The following is a 21,435-nucleotide window of genomic DNA, read 5'->3' as shown; positions in this document are numbered from 1 at the left end:
CTCCTTTCTTACTGATGGAATGTCAATGTCTTTATGACAACAGGTACTACATTGGTTTGAAGCAGGTGGCCGATATCTATGTAATCGCCATGCTCCGCCTTAATCTGGTCGATGCATACGATACTTTGCTTTGTTTCCTGAGCTTTAATTGTCTGGCCAAGGACTTTAGCGTGGTCGCTTTCTAAAATGACAACAAGCGGCTGTTCTGGTTTCGGCTTTGCTTGTATGGATTTCAGCAGGACTGAAGATAGCTCTTGAATATCGCGAAAGCCCAAGTATGGCAGTGCCGTTAAATACAGGGCGAAATTTTGCCCCTCCTGCTGAGGATCATAAATTTCCACCGCCTTTGTTACTGCCTCTTGAATCTGATGGAGACCTTTTTCCAGGTTGTTATCAAACCGGATCTGATAGACTGGCAAATTTCGAATTGGCAGTTCATGAACTTCAGCATGGATGGTTGCCCCGCTGATTTCAGTCGTTTGTGTGCCTGCTCCGAGAACAGTTGCCCTGACCGTCTCATCTGGTTCCATCCATTTAATGGAAGCAAGATCACGGCAATTTCGTAATGACTGTGCCAGCATTTTTCCAATATCGTCATACTGAGCAGGAGAGGATTCAGCAGTCTCAAACTGGTATAAACATTCACTGATCCCGCCTGAAAACATGATGTAATCTATCTCCTCTATCCAATTTGGATCATGTCCCAGAAGCAGAGGCAAATCAGCCTGATGAAGATCCTTCCTTAGCATTCGCCCAATTACTTCTGCCATGTAGTCTGTCAGCATTCCGATGATAGGGTGATTTCTGCTGTCCCCTATCTTTAAATCAGCCTTCCATTGAAGAAGGATTTTTTGAACTGGAGGAGAAATACTTTTGATTTTGCCGTCTGTAAATTCAATCAGTCTTCCGCCGATATGCAGCGTGCATGTCCCGCAGAGCCTTCCTGAACGATAAACTGCAGCATTGGCAGTGCCCCCGCCAATATCAATATTAGCCACAGTTTTTCCAGTCCTTTTTGATAATTCATAAGCTCCTGATCCTTTTGCAGCAATAATGCCTTCTAAGTCAGGACCGGCTGTTGCGACAAGAAAATCCCCTGCATGGTCAGATAAATAGTGAACCATTTCTTCGGCATTCTGTTTTGTCGCCGTTTCTCCGGTAATAATGACAGCACCTGTTTTAATATCACCCGGCTCGATTCCCGCATTCATATACTCCTCTCTGACAAGCCTCTCTACAGCTTCAATATCAATAGATGACGCAGTCAGAAGTGGAGTCCGGTAAATCGGACTGCGGTAGAGCACTTCTTTTTCAATAATTTCGATTCGCGGCATGTGGGTTCCGCCAGCCATATTCATGAGAGAAAATCTGCTGATGACGAGTTTGGTGGTACTCGTTCCGATGTCAATTCCTGCGCTGATTATATTCTCTTTTTGTGCATCGTAACGCTTCAACATGATCCCCGCCTTACTGCAACGAATTAACTATTATTCAAGAAATAAAAAAAGGCACCCCATATGAGCAACCATTAATTGATTGTTCATACAAGGCGCCTTTGCCTGATTTATTCTTTTGTATAATTAGAATATATGCTATTATCGTCATTTTGTAAAGGGTTTCATCAGAAAATTACGACATCATCCGGCAATGAATCAGCGTAATCCTTCATTTCCTGAAGAGAATGGCATTTCACCAGGCAGCGTATTTCTTCTATTCCTTTTCCGGAAATAGAGGAGGTAATCACAATAGGTCCTTTTGGGACTGCAATTCTAAGCTGCCTGATTGCCGAGTTTACATCTGATTGATCAGAATCGCTTTTTGTCACGACTCCAATTGGAAGCTTATTAAACCCATTGCTGCAACCTGGCGGAAAAATAGTTTTCCGCTTTGTGGAATCCTGTAAATATAGTACATGGGTCACTTCGAGTGCCGTAGCCATGATATTTTTATAGAAAAATGGATTCTCAGTATATTCCCCAGGCGTATCCACAATCCAGTCAAAATAGTTCAATGCCTGTGTTTTAACCGCTCCCGCTTTGCGGCCAAGAAGAGCATTTGTTAAAGTCGACTTTCCAGCCCCGATGGAACCGATCAGCATCGCTCTGTTCATTTTGGTCATTCTATACATCTCCTTATGATTTAGTTATTTCCGAAGGAGTGTACCTTAATGTTTCAGATAAAAACCGGTTGATTTCCTCCATGGCCATTTGCACAGCTGATACGGTTCCTACAATCACAAGACTGCCTGTGAACCGGTCCAGGAACCCGATCTGCACATCTGCCGCTTTGGTCGCCAGATCTCCTGCAATGATAACCGTTTCACTTGGTGTCAGTGTGAGAATCCCTAACGCTCCTGCCTGCTGTATCCCCAGTTTTTCAAACATATCCGGATCGGGATTTGCGATTAAATGACTGAGTGTTACTTGTTTTCCCGGTACAAATTCTTGAATAAATCGTTGTTTTTCTTCATTCATTGCTTCGGCCCTCCCAGGTGACTGCTGCTTATATTGCTTTTTTTACTTTTTCTTCTTTCGGTAAATATTCATCTTTCCCGATAATGCCTGCTTCACGGTCTTTTTTCTCCAATTCCAGAGCCTTAGGGACAGAAAGCCAGTACGCTAAACCAATTCCGATGATCCCGGCAGATATTTTACCGGCTATAATCGGAAGGATTAATGTTGGCTGGAAATTTGCTGTAAAGGATAAATGGTCACCAAGCAAAAATGCCGCACAGACCGCAAAGGAAATATTAATGACTTTATCTTTAGGCGGCATTGTTCTGACCAATTTAAACATAGCCAGGATGTTCGCGATTGTGGCAACGATTCCTGCACTGCCTTCCTTGCTTAATCCCACCTTACGGCCAATAGCTTCCAGCGGGCCGCCGGCATATTTTTGAAGAAGATAAACCATCGGAAATGCACCGGCAAGCATGATCCCAATATAGCCGGCAGTCTCAAGCGCCCGGAACTGATCCTCCGAATCCGCCATAATTGGATGGAAGCCCCATCCACCAAATACAGTTGAGAATAATCCAGTAAAAATTTCTACGATGGAAAAGACCAAAACCAGCTTAATGCCCGCATCTAAAATACGTCCAAACCACATGAACCCATTGATCATTAAATCCGGCAGGAAATACAACCCCAGCGCAATCAGTACTACAAAGATTAAAAGCGGACTTAAATTCAATAAGATTTGTCCCAAACCGAGCGCGAACTGATATTTTGCTTCGCCGGATGTGGAAATGAAGTCCCTGAAACTTGAGCTGGAAACGGCAATAATTACACTTGAAATGAAAGCGCCGATTGGAATGGTCAGAACGCCTGACATCACGCCAAGAGCCATATATTTATGGTCTCTCTTATCAAGCATCGCGAGGCCCATCGGTATGGAGAAAACAATGGTTGCACCCGCCATAAATCCGACAATCATCGCCATGATCCAGCCTTCCTGTGTTTGCTTCAACACTTCAGCTAACTGGTAGCCGCCCATATCGGTTGCTAATATGGCTGTTGCAGCTATGGCAGGATCTGCCCCGATTGCAGCGAAAAATGGACCGCAGACCTTATCGATAAACCACGATAAATATGGAATGGAAGCCATAATTCCGGCAGCCGGAACAAAGATGTGTCCGACAGCATGAAGCCCCTCCATAAACTGCTTTCCTAATCCCTCATCACTGTTGCGGATGGCAGCAAAGGCTCCAGCTACAGCACAAGCCATGATAATGTAGATAACAATTTTACCTACCAATTCCATCATAAATCCCTCCCTGAAACGTTTTTATATGTTAACGGAATCGTGCAGCTTCTTTACAAGAAAAATAGGATAAAATAGCAGCTTGATAGTATAAGAATAAGTAAAAAGACAAAAAGGTGCCGTACGTCAGCTTTTTGCAGACGCATGGCACCTTTGCCCGTTCTATCCACTTGTAAAAGATATTAAGCGTTATATTTTACTATGATACGCTTTGCTACATTTTCCAGTGTAACCTGTTTGTTCATGCTGATCTTCCGCATTTTCCTAAAGGCATCTTCTTCAGGCATGTTAAACTTTTGCATTAAAATGCCTTTTGCTTTTTCAACAATTTTTCTTTCATTTAACTTCTGATTCATGGATTCCACTTGTTCCCGGATTGCATTTGCATTCTCTGCCTGCCTTAGCGCAATCTCAACCGCAGGAATCAGGCTGGCTTCATTAACAGGCTTAACAAGGTAGCCGAGTATATTTGCCTGTTTGGCTTTATCAATATATTCCCGCTGACTGTATGCTGTAAGGATCAGGATGGGTGTATTGATTTTATTGGAAATAATTTCACTTGCTTTTAGTCCATTCAGATTGGGCATCTTGATATCCATCAGAATTAAATCAGGCTTTAATGAAAAAGCAAGCTCGACCGCCCTTTCACCATCCCCTGCCTCAGCAACTACTTCATAGCCAGCATCCTTTAGCATCAAGCTTAAGTCCATGCGGACAATTGATTCATCCTCCACAACCATAATTCTTTTCTTCACAGCTATTCCCCCTTCCTTTCAAAGGGAAATTGCACAGCTGCAACGGTCCCTTTTTCAGCCCGTTCGATTAAAAAATGACCGGATAAATCGTGCTCAATCATCATTTTCACAATATCCAAGCCTAGAGAAGGTTTTGCTTCCGGGGAATATCCTTCACCGTTATCAATTACTTCCACCTTAATTTCATCATTGGAATATTCGAAACAGACCTCGACTATCCCTTCATGCATATGTTTAAATGCGTGCTTTACACAATTCTGTATAAGTTCATTGATGACCAGAGACAGGGATACAGCTTTTTCAGAGTCGATTAAAAGCTTAGGTCCCCTGTACTGAATATGTATCTTTTTCTGCTCGTGTTTTGCTTCATGGACCAGCATATTGCCTATTTTCTCTATTAAGCTGTAAATATCCACTTCATCCACACTTGAGCTCGAAAGAATAATTTCATACACCGAAGCAATACTTGAGATGCGGTTCAGACTTTCCACGAAATGCACCTTGCTTTCTTCCGGCACACCCCTTCTCATCTGAAGCCTCAAAAGGCTGGCAACAGTCTGCAGGTTATTTTTAACACGGTGATGGATTTCCCGTATGGCCACAGATTTAACAGCAATCTCCCGTTCCTTTTCCCTGAGCTCTGTCAGATCTTTAAGGATGATGAAGGTTCCATCCGACTTCCCGGCAAGATCAAGACTTATTTTCTTAACACGGAATACCTTATTCATCATTTTCATTTCTTTTACAAGGAGCTCTTCCGGCTCGTTAAGAATTTCTTGAATACATGGAAAACAATCAATCAGCGGAACACCTGGCCTGCAATTTTCCTTGCCAATTTCGTGTATGAGATTAGTTGCTGAAGGATTGTTATAAACAACCTTATTTTCATGGTCAATAAAGAATAGTGATTCCTCGATTACCTCTGGGATGATCGGACGATTTTCTGCCATTCCAATGAGTATACCGCTCAAGGTTTCCGTCGCCTCTGATAACGCTTCCAATTTGAGCTGCCGCTGAAGCTTCTCACTGATGTCCTTTTCCATAATAAGTGCCCCGATGACACGGTCATCTAATCCTTTAATCGGCACCACGCTTTGTTCCACCGTCTTGCCTTCCTGTGTCAAGGCGCGATTGAGAAACATATTTTTACCTGTCCTCAGAGTATATAAAACAGCGGGTTCAAAAGCTTCATAGGCAAACTTGCCTGCGACCGGCTTCTGGTAAACAGATTTAGCAGTAGTTGGGGCAGCTTCAGCTACTACTATCGCATGTTTGCCTTCTTTAGTAGGGCAATCAACAAAAACGTTTGCCTGGTTCAGATCGGCGATTAATGAAAGATTGGCAGAGACCTCTTTAATCCTTTCAACATCCATTTTTGAAAGACTTGTATGCAGGGTGCATAACGCTTCGACTGAGAAGTTTGGCATAGGCTGAGATCTCCCAATAAGTTTTTAAAACTGTCAGAATATATAAAAATATTAAAGGGAATGCCGAAGAATGTCAACATCGTTTTCGATTGTTCAATAGGAAATTTGGTACAGATATGGAATTCCACTGGAGAATGGAAAAGGCAGCTGGAAAAAATGGAATCCTGCTGCCTTCCTATCCTATTTAAGCTGTGCTAATTTTACACCGCTGGCTTTATGCTTTAATATTGCCTCTATTAAATCAGCCAGATGGGCACCCGCCTCAACAGGGGGAACGCCCCCCTCATGAATATTGCTGATAACAGTGCGATCTGCTTCGACTGTATCCTCATTGGGCTGGTATATCAGATAGGCACTGATGCTTTTAGCGGTTGCCAATCCTGGCCTTTCTCCTATAAGTGAAATGACGCAATCACAATTGACAATAGAAGCTACATCATCCTGAATCCAAACTCTGCTCCGCTTAATAAAAACAGGATCTCCAATGGTAATCTTTTTCGATTTTAAACCTTGCACCAGCGCGGGCAGCAGATCCCTTATATTTGCCTCAACACCTGTTGAACTCAGGCCATCCGATACAATGATTTGAACCTGTTTATTTTTCGGAAGATTTTCTTCAGCCCATTTTCTGGATGTTTCATTGAGTCGCCTCCCGCTGTCCAGGTCCATTAAGTATTGGTCCATCGTTTCAGATTTGGAAAAGAGCACAGGCAGCTTTAATTCCTTCAGCAAATCCTCAGAAACGTCTTTAAACACTGCGTCCTGGGCTGCTGCGTGATCTATCCTGAATTCCAGGTAATTCTTTGTTTTCATTCGTGTTCCAGTATGTCCTATCCCAATTCTGGCTGGAGTAATCGATTGCACCTTTTCGATTTCTTCCCGATTGTCTGGCTGTTCTACACCCACTTGGTTAATCTTTTCGTAATTTATATTGCGGACCTTTGTTTCTGCAGGATCTTTTACAATAGGATTGTTTTTTATTTGCCCTTCCTTTAGGAGCTCTTCCATTACCTGCTTTACGATTGATTGAATATCCATTTCTGATGCCCCCTTCCTACTTAAAAATAGATAGATCTCCTGCACGTTCGGTTAGTTTGCCATTTTTCATAATTCCCATTTTCTCAAGCCATATTTCGAATTCACGAAGGGGACGGAGCCCAAGCATTTCTCTTAAGCTTGCATCATCATGATAGCTGGTATCCTGATAGCTTAGCATAACGTCGTCTCCGCCAGGCACGCCCATATAAAAATTCGCACCGGCAAGAGCAGTCAGCATGCCTGCGATTTCCTGATCATTTTGATCTGCCTGCATATGGTTGGTATATGTAGGGGCTATCCCCATCGGAAGTCCATGCATTTTCCCCATAAACAGGTCCTCGAGATCTGCACGAATTACCTGTTTGCCATCATAAATGGTCTCCGGCCCGATAAAGCCAGATACATTATTAACCATGAACGGCTTCCAATGCCGGGCGTATCCATAGGTACGCGCTTCGAGTGTCTGCATATCTATGCCAAGATGGGCATCCAGCGATACTTCCGATCCCTGGCCAGTTTCGAAGTATAGCTGATTCGGCCCAGTAGATGTGCCCTGTGTAGCCATCAGCTGAAACGCTTCATCAAGAATTTCCTTTGAAACTCCAAAATCATCATTCGCCGCCTGTGTCCCCGCAAGGCTTTGGAACATAAGAGCTATAGGGGCTCCTTTTTTGAGGGCATGCATTTGAGTTGTAATATGGGCAAGAACACAGTTCTGCGTTGGGATTTCCCACTTTTGAATAAATTCATGAGTCATATGTAAAATTCTCGAGACCGATTCAACAGAGTCATTGTTGGGGTTCACACCTATGACGGCATCCCCAGATCCATAGGAAAGCCCCTCTTTCATAGATGCAAGAATGCCATTAGGGTTGTCAATGGGATGATTTGGCTGGCAGCGGAATGCCAGGCGTCCAGGCTCGCCAATCGTTGTGTTGCAATGGGCAGTTGGCCTGATTTTCTGTGAAGCCATGACAAGATCAATGCTAGACATCAGCTTTGCCGCAGCCGAGATCATTTCGCTCGTCAGACCCCTGCTGATTCTGAATAATTCCGAGGTACTGGTATGGTGGGACAAAATATAATTTCTTAATTCACCGACAGACCAGTTTGCAATCTCTTTGTAAATAAAGAGATTAAGATCATCATAGATTATGCGGGTTACTTCGTCTGTTTCATATGCAATAACCGGATTCTCATAGATTTCCTTAAGTGTTATTTCACTTAACACCACTTTGGCTGCCATTCGTTCAAGAGAAGATCCTGCAGCAATGCCTGCCATTTTATCCCCAGATTTCTCCTCACTGGCTTTTGCCAAAACATCTGCAATTGAACGGAATTGATAGGTTTCATTTTTTAATGTGCATGTAAACATAAATAGCCTCCCTTCGAGTATATGGAACGGTATGCGACAGCCCTGATTTTTACGTAAGCGGTTACATTAGCTCCATACAAAAAGGCGCCTTAACAGAATAAGCCATAAAACAGCTTACCTATTAAGGCGCCCTCACCTGGTATTTTCACTTATCCATAATTATATCAATTAATTAACTGAAAAGATAGACTTTTTTAAATACAAATAAATGTCTTATGAAAACATCCCCTCGACCACTCTTCCCTCCCGCCCTTTCGTCGTTACTCCCTGGGATAAGGAATTCAGAATTGCTTCCTCCGCGGCTTCTGCAGCACCCTGAAAAAGCTTGTTCATAAGGGGATGGTCGTCTCTGATGAAACGGGCAGTTTCCATCATATTGATGCTATCGTGAGAAACTTTATTGGCCGTTGAAAAAGCAATGACGATATCCCCGCTTCCATTGCTGAAATGACTGCCTGTCCGGCCGAGGCCAATTCCACATCTTTTGGCAAGCCTTTTCAGCTGCCTGTCACTGACGGGTGTGTCCGTGGCCAGAATAATCATAATCGAGCCATCAGGCGTGTCCTTTGTTTCCTGCCGAATTTCTGACAGGCCGTATTTGCTGAATGGGAATTCATCTTTATTGCCAAAATTGCTGACCACCAGGCACCCGATTATGTACTCTTTTGAACTTTGTTCTTCGCTTATAACTCGTGATGACGCTCCTACTCCGCCCTTATATCCGAAACACACCATGCCTTTCCCTGCTCCGACCGCACCTTCCTCAGCTTTTTCCGGATTGGCATTTTCAATGGCTGCTATTGCATGTTCCGGTTTAACAGGAAGTGTCCGAATAGAATTTAGGAAACCATCATTGCATTCACCCACGACGATATTGACCGTTCCAGTTGTGTCTCCAATTTCAGGAGTGGTTCGCAGCATGTATTCCAGGGTTCCATGTGTAACCGCTGGAACTCCAAATGTGTTTGTCAGCATGATTGGAGATTCAATCAGGCCTAATTCTTCAACCTGTACCAGACCGGTCGTTTTTCCAAAGCCATTGATGACATAGCTCGCGGCCGTGACTTTTTCACGGAATAAATTTCCTTCATGGGGCATTACTGCGGTAACGCCAGTACAGACATATTGGTCATTACCATTGATAGGATAGTCCAAAGTAATATGGCCTACCATGACCCCTTTTACATCTGTAATGCAATTTTTTTCGCCAGTCTGGAGTTTCCCAATCATTACTCCTCTTTCTCTAATCTTCATTTTGCTCCTCCTTAAAGTGGCATTCATTAGAATTTCCATTTGTTTTCATTTATAATAGAAAAATATTTAGATTACCTAATCATTTTACATCGTTCTTGGGAGGATTTATATGGCTCATACTATAGCAAAAAAACAGCATGCAGGCTCTGAGAAGATTTGGTCCAGAGATTTTGTGCTCATATTGATGTCCAATTTTTTTATTTTTCTAGGATTTCAAATGACATTGCCCACGATCCCTCTTTTTGTAGAAAAATTGGGAGGGAATGACCAGCTGATCGGGATTGTAGTCGGCATCTTCACATTCTCTGCTCTGCTATTGCGTCCTTATGCAGGGCATACGCTTGAGACGAAGGGAAGGCGTTTTGTCTATTTAACGGGCCTTGCGATTTTCGTTCTTTCGGTTGGTTCATTTGGATTTGTTAATAGTTTAATTTTCTTATTTGTCTTAAGGATTGTCCAAGGATTTGGCTGGGGTTTTTCAACTACAGCCTCCGGAACGATTGCCACCGATTTGATACCTGCTAAACGGCGCGGGGAAGGGATGGGCTACTTCGGTCTTTCCGGTAACATAGCCCTGGCTTTCGGCCCCACCCTGGGATTGGCGCTTGCCGGAATTATATCTTTCAAGCTCTTATTTTTAATTTGTGCCCTGCTTGGATTAGCCGCGCTGGTATTATCATCGAGAATCAGGTACAAGCAGGCTGAAAAACAAAGTGTCCCCTTGAAACGGTGGGATATCTATGAAAAAAGTGCCTTAAGGCCATCATTTCTTTTATTTTTCATTACCGTTACCTTCGGCGGCATCGCTTCGTTTCTCCCTATATACTCTGCTCAAAAAGGCATAGGCGGAATACACTGGTATTTCCTGCTGTTTGCGATTGCCTTAATGCTTTCCCGGACTTTTGCCGGCAGATTATATGATCAACGGGGACATCAGGCTGTGTTTTTACCTGGTGCTGTGCTGATTTTAGCAGCCATGTTCCTGCTGGCATGGCTGCCGAACAGCATGATCATGTATATAGCAGCCATTCTTTATGGTCTGGGATTCGGATCAGTCCAGCCGGCCCTTCAGGCCTGGTCTGTAAAAGAAGCGCCTCCCAATCGACGGGGGATGGCTAATGCAACGTTCTTCTCCTTTTTTGATCTTGGAGTCGGGATAGGTGCAATGGTCTTTGGCCAAATCGCCCATTTGTTCGGATACAGCAGCATTTATATGACCGCGGCAGGTTCGGTAGGAATCTCAATACTATTATATATTTGGATCCTGATTACAAAACGGGGTTAACGAGAAAGACGATTTTCCTTGAGATGCGGAAAATCGTCTTTTTTATGGCATCTTCTCGGAGATTGTCAGTTCAGCCAATTACAGGGCGCCAATTTATTAAATGGGAGCAAGTTTCGGACTGCTTCCTTAGATTTCTCCTGTTCCTGTCCGAATCAGCATTGAATTCGGACTCTCTCAGCCTCATTTCTCCTTTTCCTGTCCGAATGAGCACCGGGTTCGGACTCTCTCAGCCTCATTTCTCCTTTTCCTGTCCGAATGAGCACCGGATTCGGACTCTCTCAACTTCATTTCTCCTTTTCCTGTCCGAATCAGCACCGGATTCGGACTCTTTCAGCCTGATTTCTCCTTTTCCTGTCCGAATGAGCACCGGATTCGGACTCTCTCAGCCTCATTTCTCCTGTTCCTGTCCAAATCAGCACCGAATTCGGACTCTTTCAGCCTGATTTCTCCTTTTCCTGTCCGAATCAGCACGGGTTCAAACTCCTGCGCTTTGGTTTTTTCCTTCCTGATCCGAATGAATACGGCCTGTTAACACCTATAAAGCTTTCACCATTCCGCCATCGACCAAAATGGAGCTTCCAGTCACATAGCTGCTGGCATCGGAAGCAAGGAAAGTCACGACATTTGCAAATTCTTCCGGTGTTCCATATCTGCGCAGCGGGATATTGCTTTTGGCTTTTTCTGCAACTTCTTCTTTGGAGATGTTTTGCCGGTCTGCGTTATGCTGATCCAGATAATCAACCCTGTCTGTCGCAATCCTTCCCGGAGCTACTGTGTTGATTAAGATATTATAAGCTGCCAATTCCTCTGAAAGTGTTTTAGTCATTCCGACAATGCCCAATCGGAATGTATTGGACAGCAGAAGTCCTGGTATCGGCTGCTTAATGCTAGAGGAAGCAATGTTAATAATCCTGCCGCCATTTTTCTTTAATTCGGGAAGAGCTTCCCGGATCAGTCTTACATGGCTTAATAGATTCAATTGAAACGCTTTTTCCCAGTCTTCATCTGTTAGGGATTCAAACGTTCCCCCGGGAGGCCCGCCGGCATTATTGATCAAAATATCGATTCCGCCAAGTGTTTCAGCTGTATTATTGACTAACTTTTTTATATCTTCCGGAATGGTAACATCTGCACGGTAATACTCAACATCAACATTATATTGATCACGGAATTCTTTTTGAACAGCTTGCAGTTTTGCTTCATCCCTGCTTGTAATCATCACATTGGCGCCTTCCTGTGCAAGCTGTGCCGCAATTGCTTTTCCCAGCCCCTGGCTTGAAGCCACCACTAGCGCTTTTTTATTTTTCAGGTTTAAATCCATCACTATTTCCTCCTATTGTTTCACGCAAAGTGCCATCCATTCATCCACTTTAAAGGATTGCACCCTCCCGTCATAAATTTCGATTTGAAAGTAATCAGCTGCAGCTTGATCAGCCTGCAAAATATAATCTTCGACTGTCCTAATCTGTTCTTCACTTTCGGCTGTCCGACTTACCCAGGACGGAAACTCAAACGTTTTCTTCCTGCTCTTCGAGTTCGTTTCAAGCAGCCTGGAAAAAGCAAATAGCTTTCTCCACTCTCCTGCCGACAAACACCGGCAATGACTGTCATCCCGCAATTTCTCAACAGTGTTTATAAAGCCAGCAAGCTCTTTTTCTTCAGGTGATACGTTATCAATCATCAGGAAATGGCCGCCTGGTTTTAATACCCTTCCAGCTTCCGCAATGAACTTTTCCGGATGGGGAAAATGATGGGGAGCGATCCGGCAGGTGACGGCATCAAAGTAATTATCCAGAAATGGCAAAGCTTCAGCATCCGCGAGGACATACCAGATATTTTTAAAGCTTTCCAGATGGCGTGCGGTATTGGCCAGCATTTCTTTTGTCAAATCAGCTGCGAAGACCTGGGAAACAAAAGGTGCCAGACTTTTGGCCACATGCCCGCCTCCTGTTGCGATATCCAGCACCACCCAATCTTTCTGCGGATTCAGAGTTTGAACGAGCCGGGTAAGTTCGGCCGCATCTCCATGAATTTTGCTTGTCACATATTTCTCTGCATTTTTACCGAATGTATTCTGTACCTTTTTCTTTACCTCTTCCTTTCCCACATAAATCACCCTCATCAAAAATAGGATCAGCACTACTATTTATGTTCTCTATAAATCCCTATATTCCTGTCAGTTTAATAGAAAAAGAGCCTGCCATTTGTTAAATGGCAGGCTTCCAATTATCTTGATGGTACAAGAATAAGCTTTCCTTTTGTTTGCCTCGACTGCATTCGCTCATGTACCTTGGCAGCATCCTCAAGAGGATGGATTTCCCCAATTGTCAGCTTCAGCTTTCCTTCAGCTGCATATGTCAATAAATCCTTCATACTCGGCTGCAGCAGTTCGGGTTTTCTCATGATCTGCGGAAGGAAAAATCCGATGACGGATTGGTTTCGTCCCATTAAGGATGAAGGATAAAACCGGCTTTGCTCCCCACTAGCGACACCATAAATGACAAGGCGGCCAAAGGTGGCAAGGCATTTCAGAGTTTTATTAAAAATTTCCCCGCCTGCCATTTCGAGTGCTACATTGACACCTTTTCCGCCTGTTGCTTCCAGTACTTCATTTTCCCAGCCTTCATTTGTGTAGTTTACGAGAACATCCGCACCCATTTCACTCGCAAGCTGAAGTTTTTCATCAGTGCTGGCTGTGGCAATGACGGTCCCTGCACCGAATAATTTTGCGAGCTGAACAGCAAGTGTCCCCACCCCTCCTGCTGCTGCATGGACAAGTACTCTTTCTCCCGCTTCAAGCCTGCCCATTGTTTTCAAAATATGATAAGCGCTCAGACCTTGCAGGGGCAGGGCCGCAGCCAGCTTGAAATCCAATCCTTCCGGCAGCGGAATCAGCCCTCTTTCATCTGCTGTTACATACTCCGAGTAGCCGCCTGATTCTATTAGCGTAACCACTCTTGTGCCAACTGGAATTTTCGCATCTTCACCAGCTGCAGCGACAACACCCGCCACTTCCGCACCTGGAATGAACGGCAGAGGAGTCGGCACGACGTATTGCCCTTCTCTTCTTGCCGTATCTGCATAGTTCACCCCAATGGCATGAACCTCGATTAATACTTCACGTCCTGTAGGCTCAGGCCGTTCAAAGTCGATTAAGTTAAGGACTTCAGGTCCCCCATACTCTTTGAATTGGATGGCTTTCATTTTAAAACACTCCTTTTCTATATATCTAGCAGCAATACTCGCCTTTATCATATACAAGCTCAGCTATCCTTCTGTTTCTCGCACTTTCCTTCCCAAAGGAACTGAATCTGCCGCATTCACGGATAACTAATCCGATCAATTGATCTCTTTTGCTATCAGAAGCCAATTCTGACACTAGCTGACGCGATAGTTTTTCTGCATCCCATATCGCACCTTCGATAAACGTTCTTGTCAGAAGAATCTTCAATTCCTCTTTTTCTTCTCCAATTTCTTGGATAGCTTTATAAGTACGATAGACAGCCGATTCTGAAGCATAAAGGGCAATGGCCAGGTCGGCCAGTTTCATAAGTGCTTCCTGTTCATGAACAAGTGAACTGCCAAAAGCTTCGTAAGCGAGCCCGGAGTTTAACAGGAATAGGTTTCTCATCGTATCAATTGCCGCTCTTTCTTTCTCAAAGATGGCCTGGCCGATTGGTTCAGGTTTGCTCAACTGAACAACAGCCTCCTCCACTCTTGCAGCTAAATCGATTTCACCCTTCATTGCTTTCCGGAGAAGGTGTGTAGGTATTAAGAGTCTATTAATCTCATTTGTTCCCTCAAAAATACGGTTAATGCGGGAATCACGATACATTTGTTCCACTCCGTATTCCTTGATGAATCCTGCTCCGCCATGAAGCTGCAGTGCATCATCTGCCGTATAGTCGAGTGTTTCCGAGCCAAACACCTTGCAGATCGCACATTCTGTGGCATATTCGCTCATTCTTTTGCCGATAAGTTTTAAATCAGATGAATCATATAAGTCTCCTAATGATTCTTCCAGCAATTTGGCTGTACGATACTGCAGCGATTCAGCAGCGTAAATTCTCCCTGCCATTTTTGCGATTTTTTCCTTGGTAGCCGGAAAATCAGCGATGGATTTTCCAAATTGCTTTCTTTCCGCTGTGAATTGAAGAGCTTTCTTCAATCCGGTTTTGGATGCCCCCATGCAGGCAGAACCTAAATTGAAGCGGCCCAGATTCAGGACGTTAAGTGCAATAATATGGCCTTTGCCCACTTCTCCAAGCAGATTTTGGGCTGGCACAGGACAATCTTCAAAAATGACCGATCTTGTTGATGACCCTTTGATGCCCATCTTATTTTCTTCCGGGCCAAGGGAAAGCCCTGGTGTATCACACTCAACGATAAACGCGGTAAAATGCTTGCCATCCACTTTACCGTAAACAATAAACGTATCTGAAAATACAGCGTTAGTAATATAAATTTTGGTGCCATTTAAGATATAATGTGTTCCTTCTTCATTCAGAACAGCTGTTGTCTGGGATGAAAGGGCATCTGAACCTGCATTCGGTTCTGTCAGGCAGTAAGCCCCAATGTACTCCCCAGAAGCAAGCTTCGGCAAATATTTTTCTTTTTGCTCAGGTGTTCCGAAGTAAGTGATAGGCAGTGTTGCAATACAGGTATGGTTGGAGTGTGCCACCCCATAACCGCCTGTTGAGGCAATGTTTTCACCGACAATCCCCTTGCTGATTTTATCCAGGCCAAGACCGCCGTATTTCTCGGGGATGCTATGTGCAAGCAAGCCAAGATCTCCCGCCTTCCTCAGCAAATCCGTTACCAGCTCAAAGTCCTGGTTTTCAATCCGCTCCTTTTCAGGCTGTACCATTTTTTCAGCAAATTGTTTTGCCGTTCTGCCGATCAGGATATGCTCATCTGTAAAATCCTCTGGTGTAAAAAGTGTTTCAGGATTAAGCTTTGTGAACAAAAAACTGGCACCGCGGTTGGCTGTGTTTACTTTTTCCATTTACGGATTCACTCTCCTTTTAAAGCGGTCTGATGGATGACCGCCCTGCCATTTTTCAGAATGGGAACTATCGCTTTCATGTCAGTCTGTGAAGCGAACTCTAAGTCTTCTGCAAGGCCGTACCTGGCAAAAAGCCTGCCTACCCTGGATGATGACAGGATATCAAAAGCGCTTCCTGATGCACTCCGGTAAAAATGCAAAGCAGCTTTTGCAGAATCGGTCATATCCCATTGATCATAAGCGGTTAAGCAATCAATAAAATGCCCTGCACCGTAAAAGTCCTCCAAACTGAGTTCTCCCGAATTTCCTGAGCATACAACAATGACTGTCTCACTTTCTCCCTTTATTGACTCTGAAACAGCACGATTGTTTAATAGTGAACTGATATAGACTTTTGAGGCGCAGGCTGATTTTCTTAAAGCTACCGTTCCATTTGTTGTTGACAGGATCAGCGTCTTGCCCTTTACCATTTCACGGAGGCGGCTCGGAATGGGATAAACGAATCCATCAATCGGTTTACCGTGAGTCTCGCCTGCAAGAACAAAGGTTTCCGGCTCCAAGCCTGCAGCAGCATTCATACCTTCCGTAACATCCAATACAGGGATGACTTCCGCAGCCCCTTCTGAAAGAGCTGAAGTAATTGTCGTGGTCGCGAGAAGAATATCCAAAACGACGGCTACTTTACTTCCTTTTCTTAATTTCTCCTCTGAAATATCCTCTTTCCTTAAAATCACATGTACTTTCTTCATCTCAGTTTTTCTCGTTTGCAGCCTGTACCGCATGTTTCAGGAGCACTTTAACGAATGTATGGAATTGTGAAAAACGGACATCGCCTGTTTGGCCATTCTTGTAGCGGTAATAGATTTGCTGGCAAATGACGGCGAGTTTGAAGTAGGCAAAGGTCAAATAAAAATTCATGCTGCTGAGATCCCGGCCAGTTCTTTTAGCATATGCCTCCATAAATTCTCTGCGTGAGTAAAAGCCGTTTTGAACAGTTACTGGAGGTTTGCCTAAGCCAAACTTGAGCAGATCTGGATCATCTCCCTGAATCCAATAGCTCATCGCTGCACCAAGGTCTGCCAGCGGATCGCCAACAGTTGCCATCTCCCAGTCAAACAGACCAACCATTTCTGTCAAATTTTCATTGAACATCGCATTGTTCAGTTTGTAATCATAATGGATGATGGAAGGTTCCGGACTTATCGGGATATGATTGATCAGCCATTTTTTCAGTGTATCCGCTTCAGAAACTTCATCCGTCTTGGCCCGTTCATACCGTCCAATCCAGCCATGCACCTGTCTTTCCATAAATCCATCAGGATTGCTGATTTCAGCTAAACCTGTCCTTTTATAGTTAATGGAATGAAGTTCGGCAAGTTTATCGACCATAATTTGAGACAGCCTTCTGCAAACTCCTTCATCTGCATCCAATCCTTCAGGGAATGAGGTATCTAAAACAACTCCATGCCTCCTTTCCATAATGAAAAAAGCTGCACCGGCAATTTCTTTATTATCTGTGAAAAGGAGCGGCTTCGGGGCTGCATTTAAAAAGGGGTGGATCTCAGAAATCACCCTGAATTCCCTCTCCATGTCATGAGCTTTCGGTGCGACAGGTCCAAGCGGAGGCCTGCGGAGCACTGCTTCCCACTCTCCCATTTTCAGCTGATATGTCAGATTGGAGTGCCCTGCTGAAAACTGCAGAATCTCAAGTGGTTCATTTGGAAGATTCCCAATCTCGCTCCGCAGGAATTTTTCCAGTGCAGCGGTGTTCAATTGCTCCCCTTTTCTCACAGGAATGGTATCCTGGCTCATTTGCTGAGGCATGTGTCTCCTCCTTTTTATAAGAAAATTCCGTTTTTTAAATTTATGTTTCTATTAAATTTTGGGTAAGCCCTTCCCGGAGAAGATCAGGTATGACAGCACTTTCCTGTTTGCCGAAATTGAAATAGACAATGATGGCGCTCCCTTTGGCAATGAGATCACCTGACTGGGTACAGACAATTTCATGATCCAGCTGAAAGCTCTTGGAGCCAATCCTTGATACCCAGGTTTTAATGGTAAGGATTTGGTTAAAATACCCCTGGCTTAAAAAGTCGCACTTAGTGGAGGCCAGGATAAAGCTCCATTTCTTCACATCCATACTGTAGCCAAGCGTCTCGAAATATTTCACTCGTGCTTCTTCAAGGTAAATAAAATAACTTGTATTGTTGATATGGCCAAGTGCATCAGTTTCGCTAAACCTCACTGTTACCTGCATTTCATGCATGGCGCCACCCCTTAACTCTTAATCTTGTTTGAAGTATACTCGTACCATCCCCTGCCTGTTTTTCTGCCCAATTCACCCTTTTCCACCTTTTCAGCAACACAGGCAAACGGTTTATCGGCTGGATCTCCGGTCTCCCGATAACGCTGATCCATTACATAATAAGCGACATCCAGTCCGGACAAATCCATGAGCTCAAAAGGGCCAATTGGATGGTTCAATGCTTTCCTGCAGATAATATCGATATCTTTATAGTCTGCAATTCCCTGTTCATATAGAGCCACTGCCTCTTTTTGGAGAGCACCGAGAATGCGGTTTGCGACGAATCCGGAAATTTCCTTTTTCAGAAGGACGGCTGTCCTGTTGATTCTTTTACAGACATCCATAGCTATTTGTGCAGTTTCTTCAGACGTCTGTTCACTCATAACTACTTCCACACAATCCATTACGAGAGGCGGGAAGAAGAAATGCATATTGACGGCTTTTTCCGGCCGCTCCGTTTCACCAGCTATTAAACTATTCACGATGGTTGAACTATTGGTCGCAAAAATGGCATGTGGAGGAGCATGATGCTCCAGTTTCCTGAAGACCTCTTTTTTTACATCAAGCTTTTCAGTTACTGCTTCAATGATCAAGTCGGAGTTCCTTACACTTTCTTCAAGGCTGGCGGAAAAGCGCAGCCTATTAAATGCAGAAGCTTTAGCATCTTCAGCTAGTTTGCCCTTGGAGACCCATTTAGACATAATGGTTTGAAGCTTTGCTTCAGCATCCTGCAATGCGTTTTCGTTCAGATCCTGGATGATCGTTTCATAACCTCCCAGCGCACACAGCATTCCGATCTGGTGGCCCATCTGTCCGGCACCGATAACGGTAATTTGCTTAACATCATTTGCATTCATCTTTTGCCCTCCTTATACTGACCAGTTGGTATGTCTTAAAAATTATGTTTTAATAGATTGTTATACCTTATTTATACTGCCCGTTGATTTCCGCTGCAGTCACTTGCTTTCCGCGGGGAGGAACGGGAGCCTCCTCGGCTTCGCCTGTGGGGTCTCCCGCTCCCTCTCCTCCCGCAGGAGTCAAGTGTCTTCCGCTACAATCAACTCAGTATCTTAAAATATAGTTCCCGTCCTATGCTGTCACCTACTAAATAATAGAGACAAAGAAGAATCTTTATTTTCCCTACTTTAAAAGAATTTCGATTTACATCTCAATCCCCTTTAAGATCATTTCCGTAAATATCTCCGCCACTTCCCGGTCAGATATAGATCCATCCGAGTTGAACCACTGATAGCTCCAGTTGGTGACGCCCAGGATGCCAAAGGCAATAATCGGAGAGTTGAGATTCGCCCGGAACTCTCCTTTCTCCTTGCCTTCATCTACTAATTTTTCGATATTCAGTCTGAACTGATCTCTTTTCGGAATAATTTCCGATAAGCTTTCCTCACTGAGGTTGCGCATTTCCCTAAAAAAGACTTTCGCGCTGGCTCCCTGTGTTTTAATATTGCTGATCAGCATTTGAACAATCGCAAAGAGTTTGTCTTTGCTGGATTTTGAATCATCCCCGAGAATTTCGTGCTGAAAGGCTAGCATGTCATCAATGTAGCGAAGATGGATGTCCATCAGAAGCTCTTCTTTGCTGGAAAAATAGTAATAAAACGTCCCTTTCGTCACACCGAGGCTGTCGACTATATCCTGAATAGATGTCTCGCTGAATCCTTTCTGATCAAATAGCCGGATGCTCTTTTCAGTAATTTTTTCTTTCAATGTTAGTCCCCGCTTCTGTTAGTAAATATCGACAGAATTATAACATATAAATCAGTGGTTCCGAACCTCATCCCGCAAAGCCCGCCGAAGGATTTTCCCGACATTTGTCTTTGGGAGCTCCTGGCGGAATTCAACGGCCGATGGGATTTTATAGGCAGCCAGGTTCTGCTTGCAGTATGAAATGATATCTTCTTCGGTCGAAGTTTTGCCAGCTTTCAGGACGACGAAAGCTTTTACTGTTTCACCCCGGTAAGCATCCGGGATACCAATGACTACGGCCTCCTGAACTGCAGGATGCTCATAGAGCACTTCCTCAATATCGCGAGGATAAATATTATACCCGCTTGCAATAATCAGGTCTTTCTTACGGTCGACAATATATAGGAAACCGTCCTCATCCATTCTAGCAATATCACCGGTGTAGAGCCATCCATCACGTAATGTGACGGCCGTCTCCTCCGGCATATTCCAATATCCTTTCATGATCTGGGGTCCTTTAATGATGACCTCACCGAGTTCTCCATTCGGAACTTCTTCTGTTCCGGTGGCCAAATCGACTACCTTATAATCAGTTGAAGGAAAACCGATTCCGACGCTTCCGGGCTTTCGTTCTGAAAAAGGCGGATTGCAGTGGGTTACTGGGGAAGCTTCGGATAAGCCATAGCCTTCGAGTATTTTTGCTCCTGTCTTTCTTTCAAAATCGCGCAGCAGTTCGACAGGCATTGGCGCGCTTCCGCTATTGCACGTTTCAATGCTATCAATCCCATATTCCTCTGCGCGCGGATGATTGGTGATTGCCACATACATGGTCGGAACACCCGGAAATACAGATGGCTGCTCATTTTTAATCGTATTAAGAACTTCCTCCAAATCAAAGCGTGGCAATAATATAGATTCATTGGCTGTATAAATGGCAAAGTTCATGCAGGCAGTCATACCAAAAACGTGGAACAGCGGAATGACGGTTAAGAATTTTTCCCCGCCTATTTTGGTTCTTTCTTTAAAAAATTCATAGGACTGAACCACATTTGCGAGAACATTGTAATGAGTCAGCATGGCCCCTTTAGATCGGCCCGTTGTACCGCCTGTATATTGAAGGACGGCTATATCCTGTTCAGGCTCAATGTTGACCGGGGTGAATTGCCCCTTGCCTTCATGTAAAAAATCTTCAAACGTTTTATCAGGAGAAAAATCTGCATCTGATTGCTGAAGGCTGACAACAATTATATTTCTTAATTTCGTTTTGCTCTGTACTCCCTTTACGCGTGGATATAAAGCATCAAAAACGACAAGGGTTTCAGCACCGGAATCATTCATGATATACTCAAGCTCGCGCTCAACCAGCATCGGGTTCACCTGAGTAACGATCGCGCCTGCTGCAAGGGTGCCATAATACGCAATCACATATTGCGGGCAATTGGGCAGCATGATGGCAACACGGCCGCCTTTTTGAACACCATTTTTCTGCAGGGATGCAGCAAATCCATAGACAGCTTTTTGAAGT

The 21,435-nt window shown here is 44.1% G+C and carries 21 protein-coding genes; 1 reads left to right on the top strand and 20 read right to left on the bottom strand.

The genetic code is table 11. From position 1 onward, the window contains the following. Positions 1 to 8: 8 nt before the first annotated feature. The 9 genes from ACEQ1T_RS24435 to ACEQ1T_RS24395 all read right to left on the bottom strand — a co-directional run bounded on the left by ACEQ1T_RS24435 (position 9) and on the right by ACEQ1T_RS24395 (position 9,611). Positions 9 to 1,457 carry an ethanolamine ammonia-lyase reactivating factor EutA gene (locus ACEQ1T_RS24435; RefSeq protein WP_370225151.1) on the bottom strand — a complete coding sequence of 483 codons (1,449 nt, stop codon included), beginning with the start codon at positions 1,455 to 1,457 and terminating at the stop codon, positions 9 to 11. Between the two features lie 164 nt (positions 1,458 to 1,621). Further along, complete coding sequence (locus tag ACEQ1T_RS24430) at positions 1,622 to 2,119, bottom strand: EutP/PduV family microcompartment system protein (RefSeq protein ID WP_370225149.1); 498 nt, start codon at positions 2,117 to 2,119, stop codon at positions 1,622 to 1,624. A 13-nt stretch (positions 2,120 to 2,132) separates the two neighbouring features. Beyond that, complete coding sequence (gene eutS / locus ACEQ1T_RS24425) at positions 2,133 to 2,474, bottom strand: ethanolamine utilization microcompartment protein EutS (RefSeq protein ID WP_048011266.1); 342 nt, start codon at positions 2,472 to 2,474, stop codon at positions 2,133 to 2,135. A 28-nt stretch (positions 2,475 to 2,502) separates the two neighbouring features. Continuing rightward, positions 2,503 to 3,762, bottom strand: a complete 1,260-nt coding sequence (eutH, locus tag ACEQ1T_RS24420; RefSeq protein WP_206839912.1) for an ethanolamine utilization protein EutH — start codon at positions 3,760 to 3,762, stop codon at positions 2,503 to 2,505. 182 nt (positions 3,763 to 3,944) lie between these two features. Further along, the gene (locus ACEQ1T_RS24415; RefSeq protein ID WP_206839513.1) at positions 3,945 to 4,517 is read right to left on the bottom strand and encodes an ANTAR domain-containing response regulator; all 573 of its coding nucleotides are present in this window, start codon (positions 4,515 to 4,517) and stop codon (positions 3,945 to 3,947) included. Between the two features lie 2 nt (positions 4,518 to 4,519). Next, positions 4,520 to 5,944 carry a sensor histidine kinase gene (locus tag ACEQ1T_RS24410; RefSeq protein WP_370225147.1) on the bottom strand — a complete coding sequence of 475 codons (1,425 nt, stop codon included), beginning with the start codon at positions 5,942 to 5,944 and terminating at the stop codon, positions 4,520 to 4,522. A 180-nt stretch (positions 5,945 to 6,124) separates the two neighbouring features. After that, positions 6,125 to 6,982, bottom strand: coding sequence for an ethanolamine ammonia-lyase subunit EutC (gene eutC / locus ACEQ1T_RS24405; protein WP_370225146.1), 858 nt, complete (start codon positions 6,980 to 6,982; stop codon positions 6,125 to 6,127). Between the two features lie 16 nt (positions 6,983 to 6,998). Beyond that, complete coding sequence (locus ACEQ1T_RS24400) at positions 6,999 to 8,357, bottom strand: ethanolamine ammonia-lyase subunit EutB (protein WP_370225144.1); 1,359 nt, start codon at positions 8,355 to 8,357, stop codon at positions 6,999 to 7,001. A gap of 213 nt (positions 8,358 to 8,570) precedes the next feature. Next, positions 8,571 to 9,611, bottom strand: a complete 1,041-nt coding sequence (locus ACEQ1T_RS24395) for a P1 family peptidase (RefSeq protein WP_370225143.1) — start codon at positions 9,609 to 9,611, stop codon at positions 8,571 to 8,573. 109 nt (positions 9,612 to 9,720) lie between these two features. Here ACEQ1T_RS24395 and ACEQ1T_RS24390 point away from each other — a divergent pair, with 109 nt between their 5' ends. Then, positions 9,721 to 10,896, top strand: a complete 1,176-nt coding sequence (locus ACEQ1T_RS24390; RefSeq protein WP_206839508.1) for an MFS transporter — start codon at positions 9,721 to 9,723, stop codon at positions 10,894 to 10,896. A 330-nt stretch (positions 10,897 to 11,226) separates the two neighbouring features. Here ACEQ1T_RS24390 and ACEQ1T_RS24385 read toward each other — a convergent pair whose 3' ends face one another. From ACEQ1T_RS24385 to ACEQ1T_RS24335, 11 genes are all read right to left on the bottom strand, one after another. Further along, positions 11,227 to 11,367, bottom strand: a complete 141-nt coding sequence (locus ACEQ1T_RS24385; RefSeq protein WP_370225142.1) for a hypothetical protein — start codon at positions 11,365 to 11,367, stop codon at positions 11,227 to 11,229. Positions 11,368 to 11,431: 64 nt separating this feature from the next. After that, the gene (locus tag ACEQ1T_RS24380; RefSeq protein WP_370225141.1) at positions 11,432 to 12,217 is read right to left on the bottom strand and encodes an SDR family oxidoreductase; all 786 of its coding nucleotides are present in this window, start codon (positions 12,215 to 12,217) and stop codon (positions 11,432 to 11,434) included. A gap of 12 nt (positions 12,218 to 12,229) precedes the next feature. After that, entirely contained in the window at positions 12,230 to 13,003 is a 774-nt protein-coding gene (locus ACEQ1T_RS24375; RefSeq protein ID WP_370225139.1) for a class I SAM-dependent methyltransferase, read from the bottom strand. Between the two features lie 119 nt (positions 13,004 to 13,122). After that, the gene (locus ACEQ1T_RS24370; protein WP_370225137.1) at positions 13,123 to 14,100 is read right to left on the bottom strand and encodes a zinc-binding alcohol dehydrogenase family protein; all 978 of its coding nucleotides are present in this window, start codon (positions 14,098 to 14,100) and stop codon (positions 13,123 to 13,125) included. 25 nt (positions 14,101 to 14,125) lie between these two features. Next, a complete protein-coding gene (locus tag ACEQ1T_RS24365) occupies positions 14,126 to 15,901 on the bottom strand; it encodes an acyl-CoA dehydrogenase family protein (protein WP_370225135.1) in 1,776 nt (591 codons plus the stop codon). Between the two features lie 8 nt (positions 15,902 to 15,909). Next, positions 15,910 to 16,650, bottom strand: coding sequence for a 2-phosphosulfolactate phosphatase (locus tag ACEQ1T_RS24360; RefSeq protein WP_370225133.1), 741 nt, complete (start codon positions 16,648 to 16,650; stop codon positions 15,910 to 15,912). Position 16,651: 1 nt separating this feature from the next. Further along, complete coding sequence (locus ACEQ1T_RS24355; RefSeq protein ID WP_206839501.1) at positions 16,652 to 17,725, bottom strand: phosphotransferase family protein; 1,074 nt, start codon at positions 17,723 to 17,725, stop codon at positions 16,652 to 16,654. A 40-nt stretch (positions 17,726 to 17,765) separates the two neighbouring features. Continuing rightward, positions 17,766 to 18,167 carry an acyl-CoA thioesterase gene (locus ACEQ1T_RS24350; protein WP_370225132.1) on the bottom strand — a complete coding sequence of 134 codons (402 nt, stop codon included), beginning with the start codon at positions 18,165 to 18,167 and terminating at the stop codon, positions 17,766 to 17,768. An 11-nt stretch (positions 18,168 to 18,178) separates the two neighbouring features. Further along, positions 18,179 to 19,063 (bottom strand): 3-hydroxyacyl-CoA dehydrogenase family protein, encoded by an 885-nt coding sequence (locus ACEQ1T_RS24345; protein WP_370225130.1) that lies wholly within the window; start codon positions 19,061 to 19,063, stop codon positions 18,179 to 18,181. A 304-nt stretch (positions 19,064 to 19,367) separates the two neighbouring features. After that, positions 19,368 to 19,931, bottom strand: a complete 564-nt coding sequence (locus tag ACEQ1T_RS24340; RefSeq protein ID WP_370225129.1) for a TetR/AcrR family transcriptional regulator — start codon at positions 19,929 to 19,931, stop codon at positions 19,368 to 19,370. A gap of 51 nt (positions 19,932 to 19,982) precedes the next feature. Beyond that, a partial coding sequence (locus tag ACEQ1T_RS24335) for a long-chain fatty acid--CoA ligase (RefSeq protein WP_370225128.1) occupies positions 19,983 to 21,435 on the bottom strand: 1,453 nt, incomplete at its 5' end.

Origin of the sequence: Cytobacillus sp., assembly GCF_964223445.1 — a bacterium.
In the GTDB taxonomy this organism is placed as follows: Bacteria; Bacillota; Bacilli; order Bacillales; family Cytobacillaceae; genus Cytobacillus.
The sequence above is the reverse complement of the archived record's forward strand: the minus strand, read 5'-3'. Positions and strand labels throughout refer to the sequence as shown.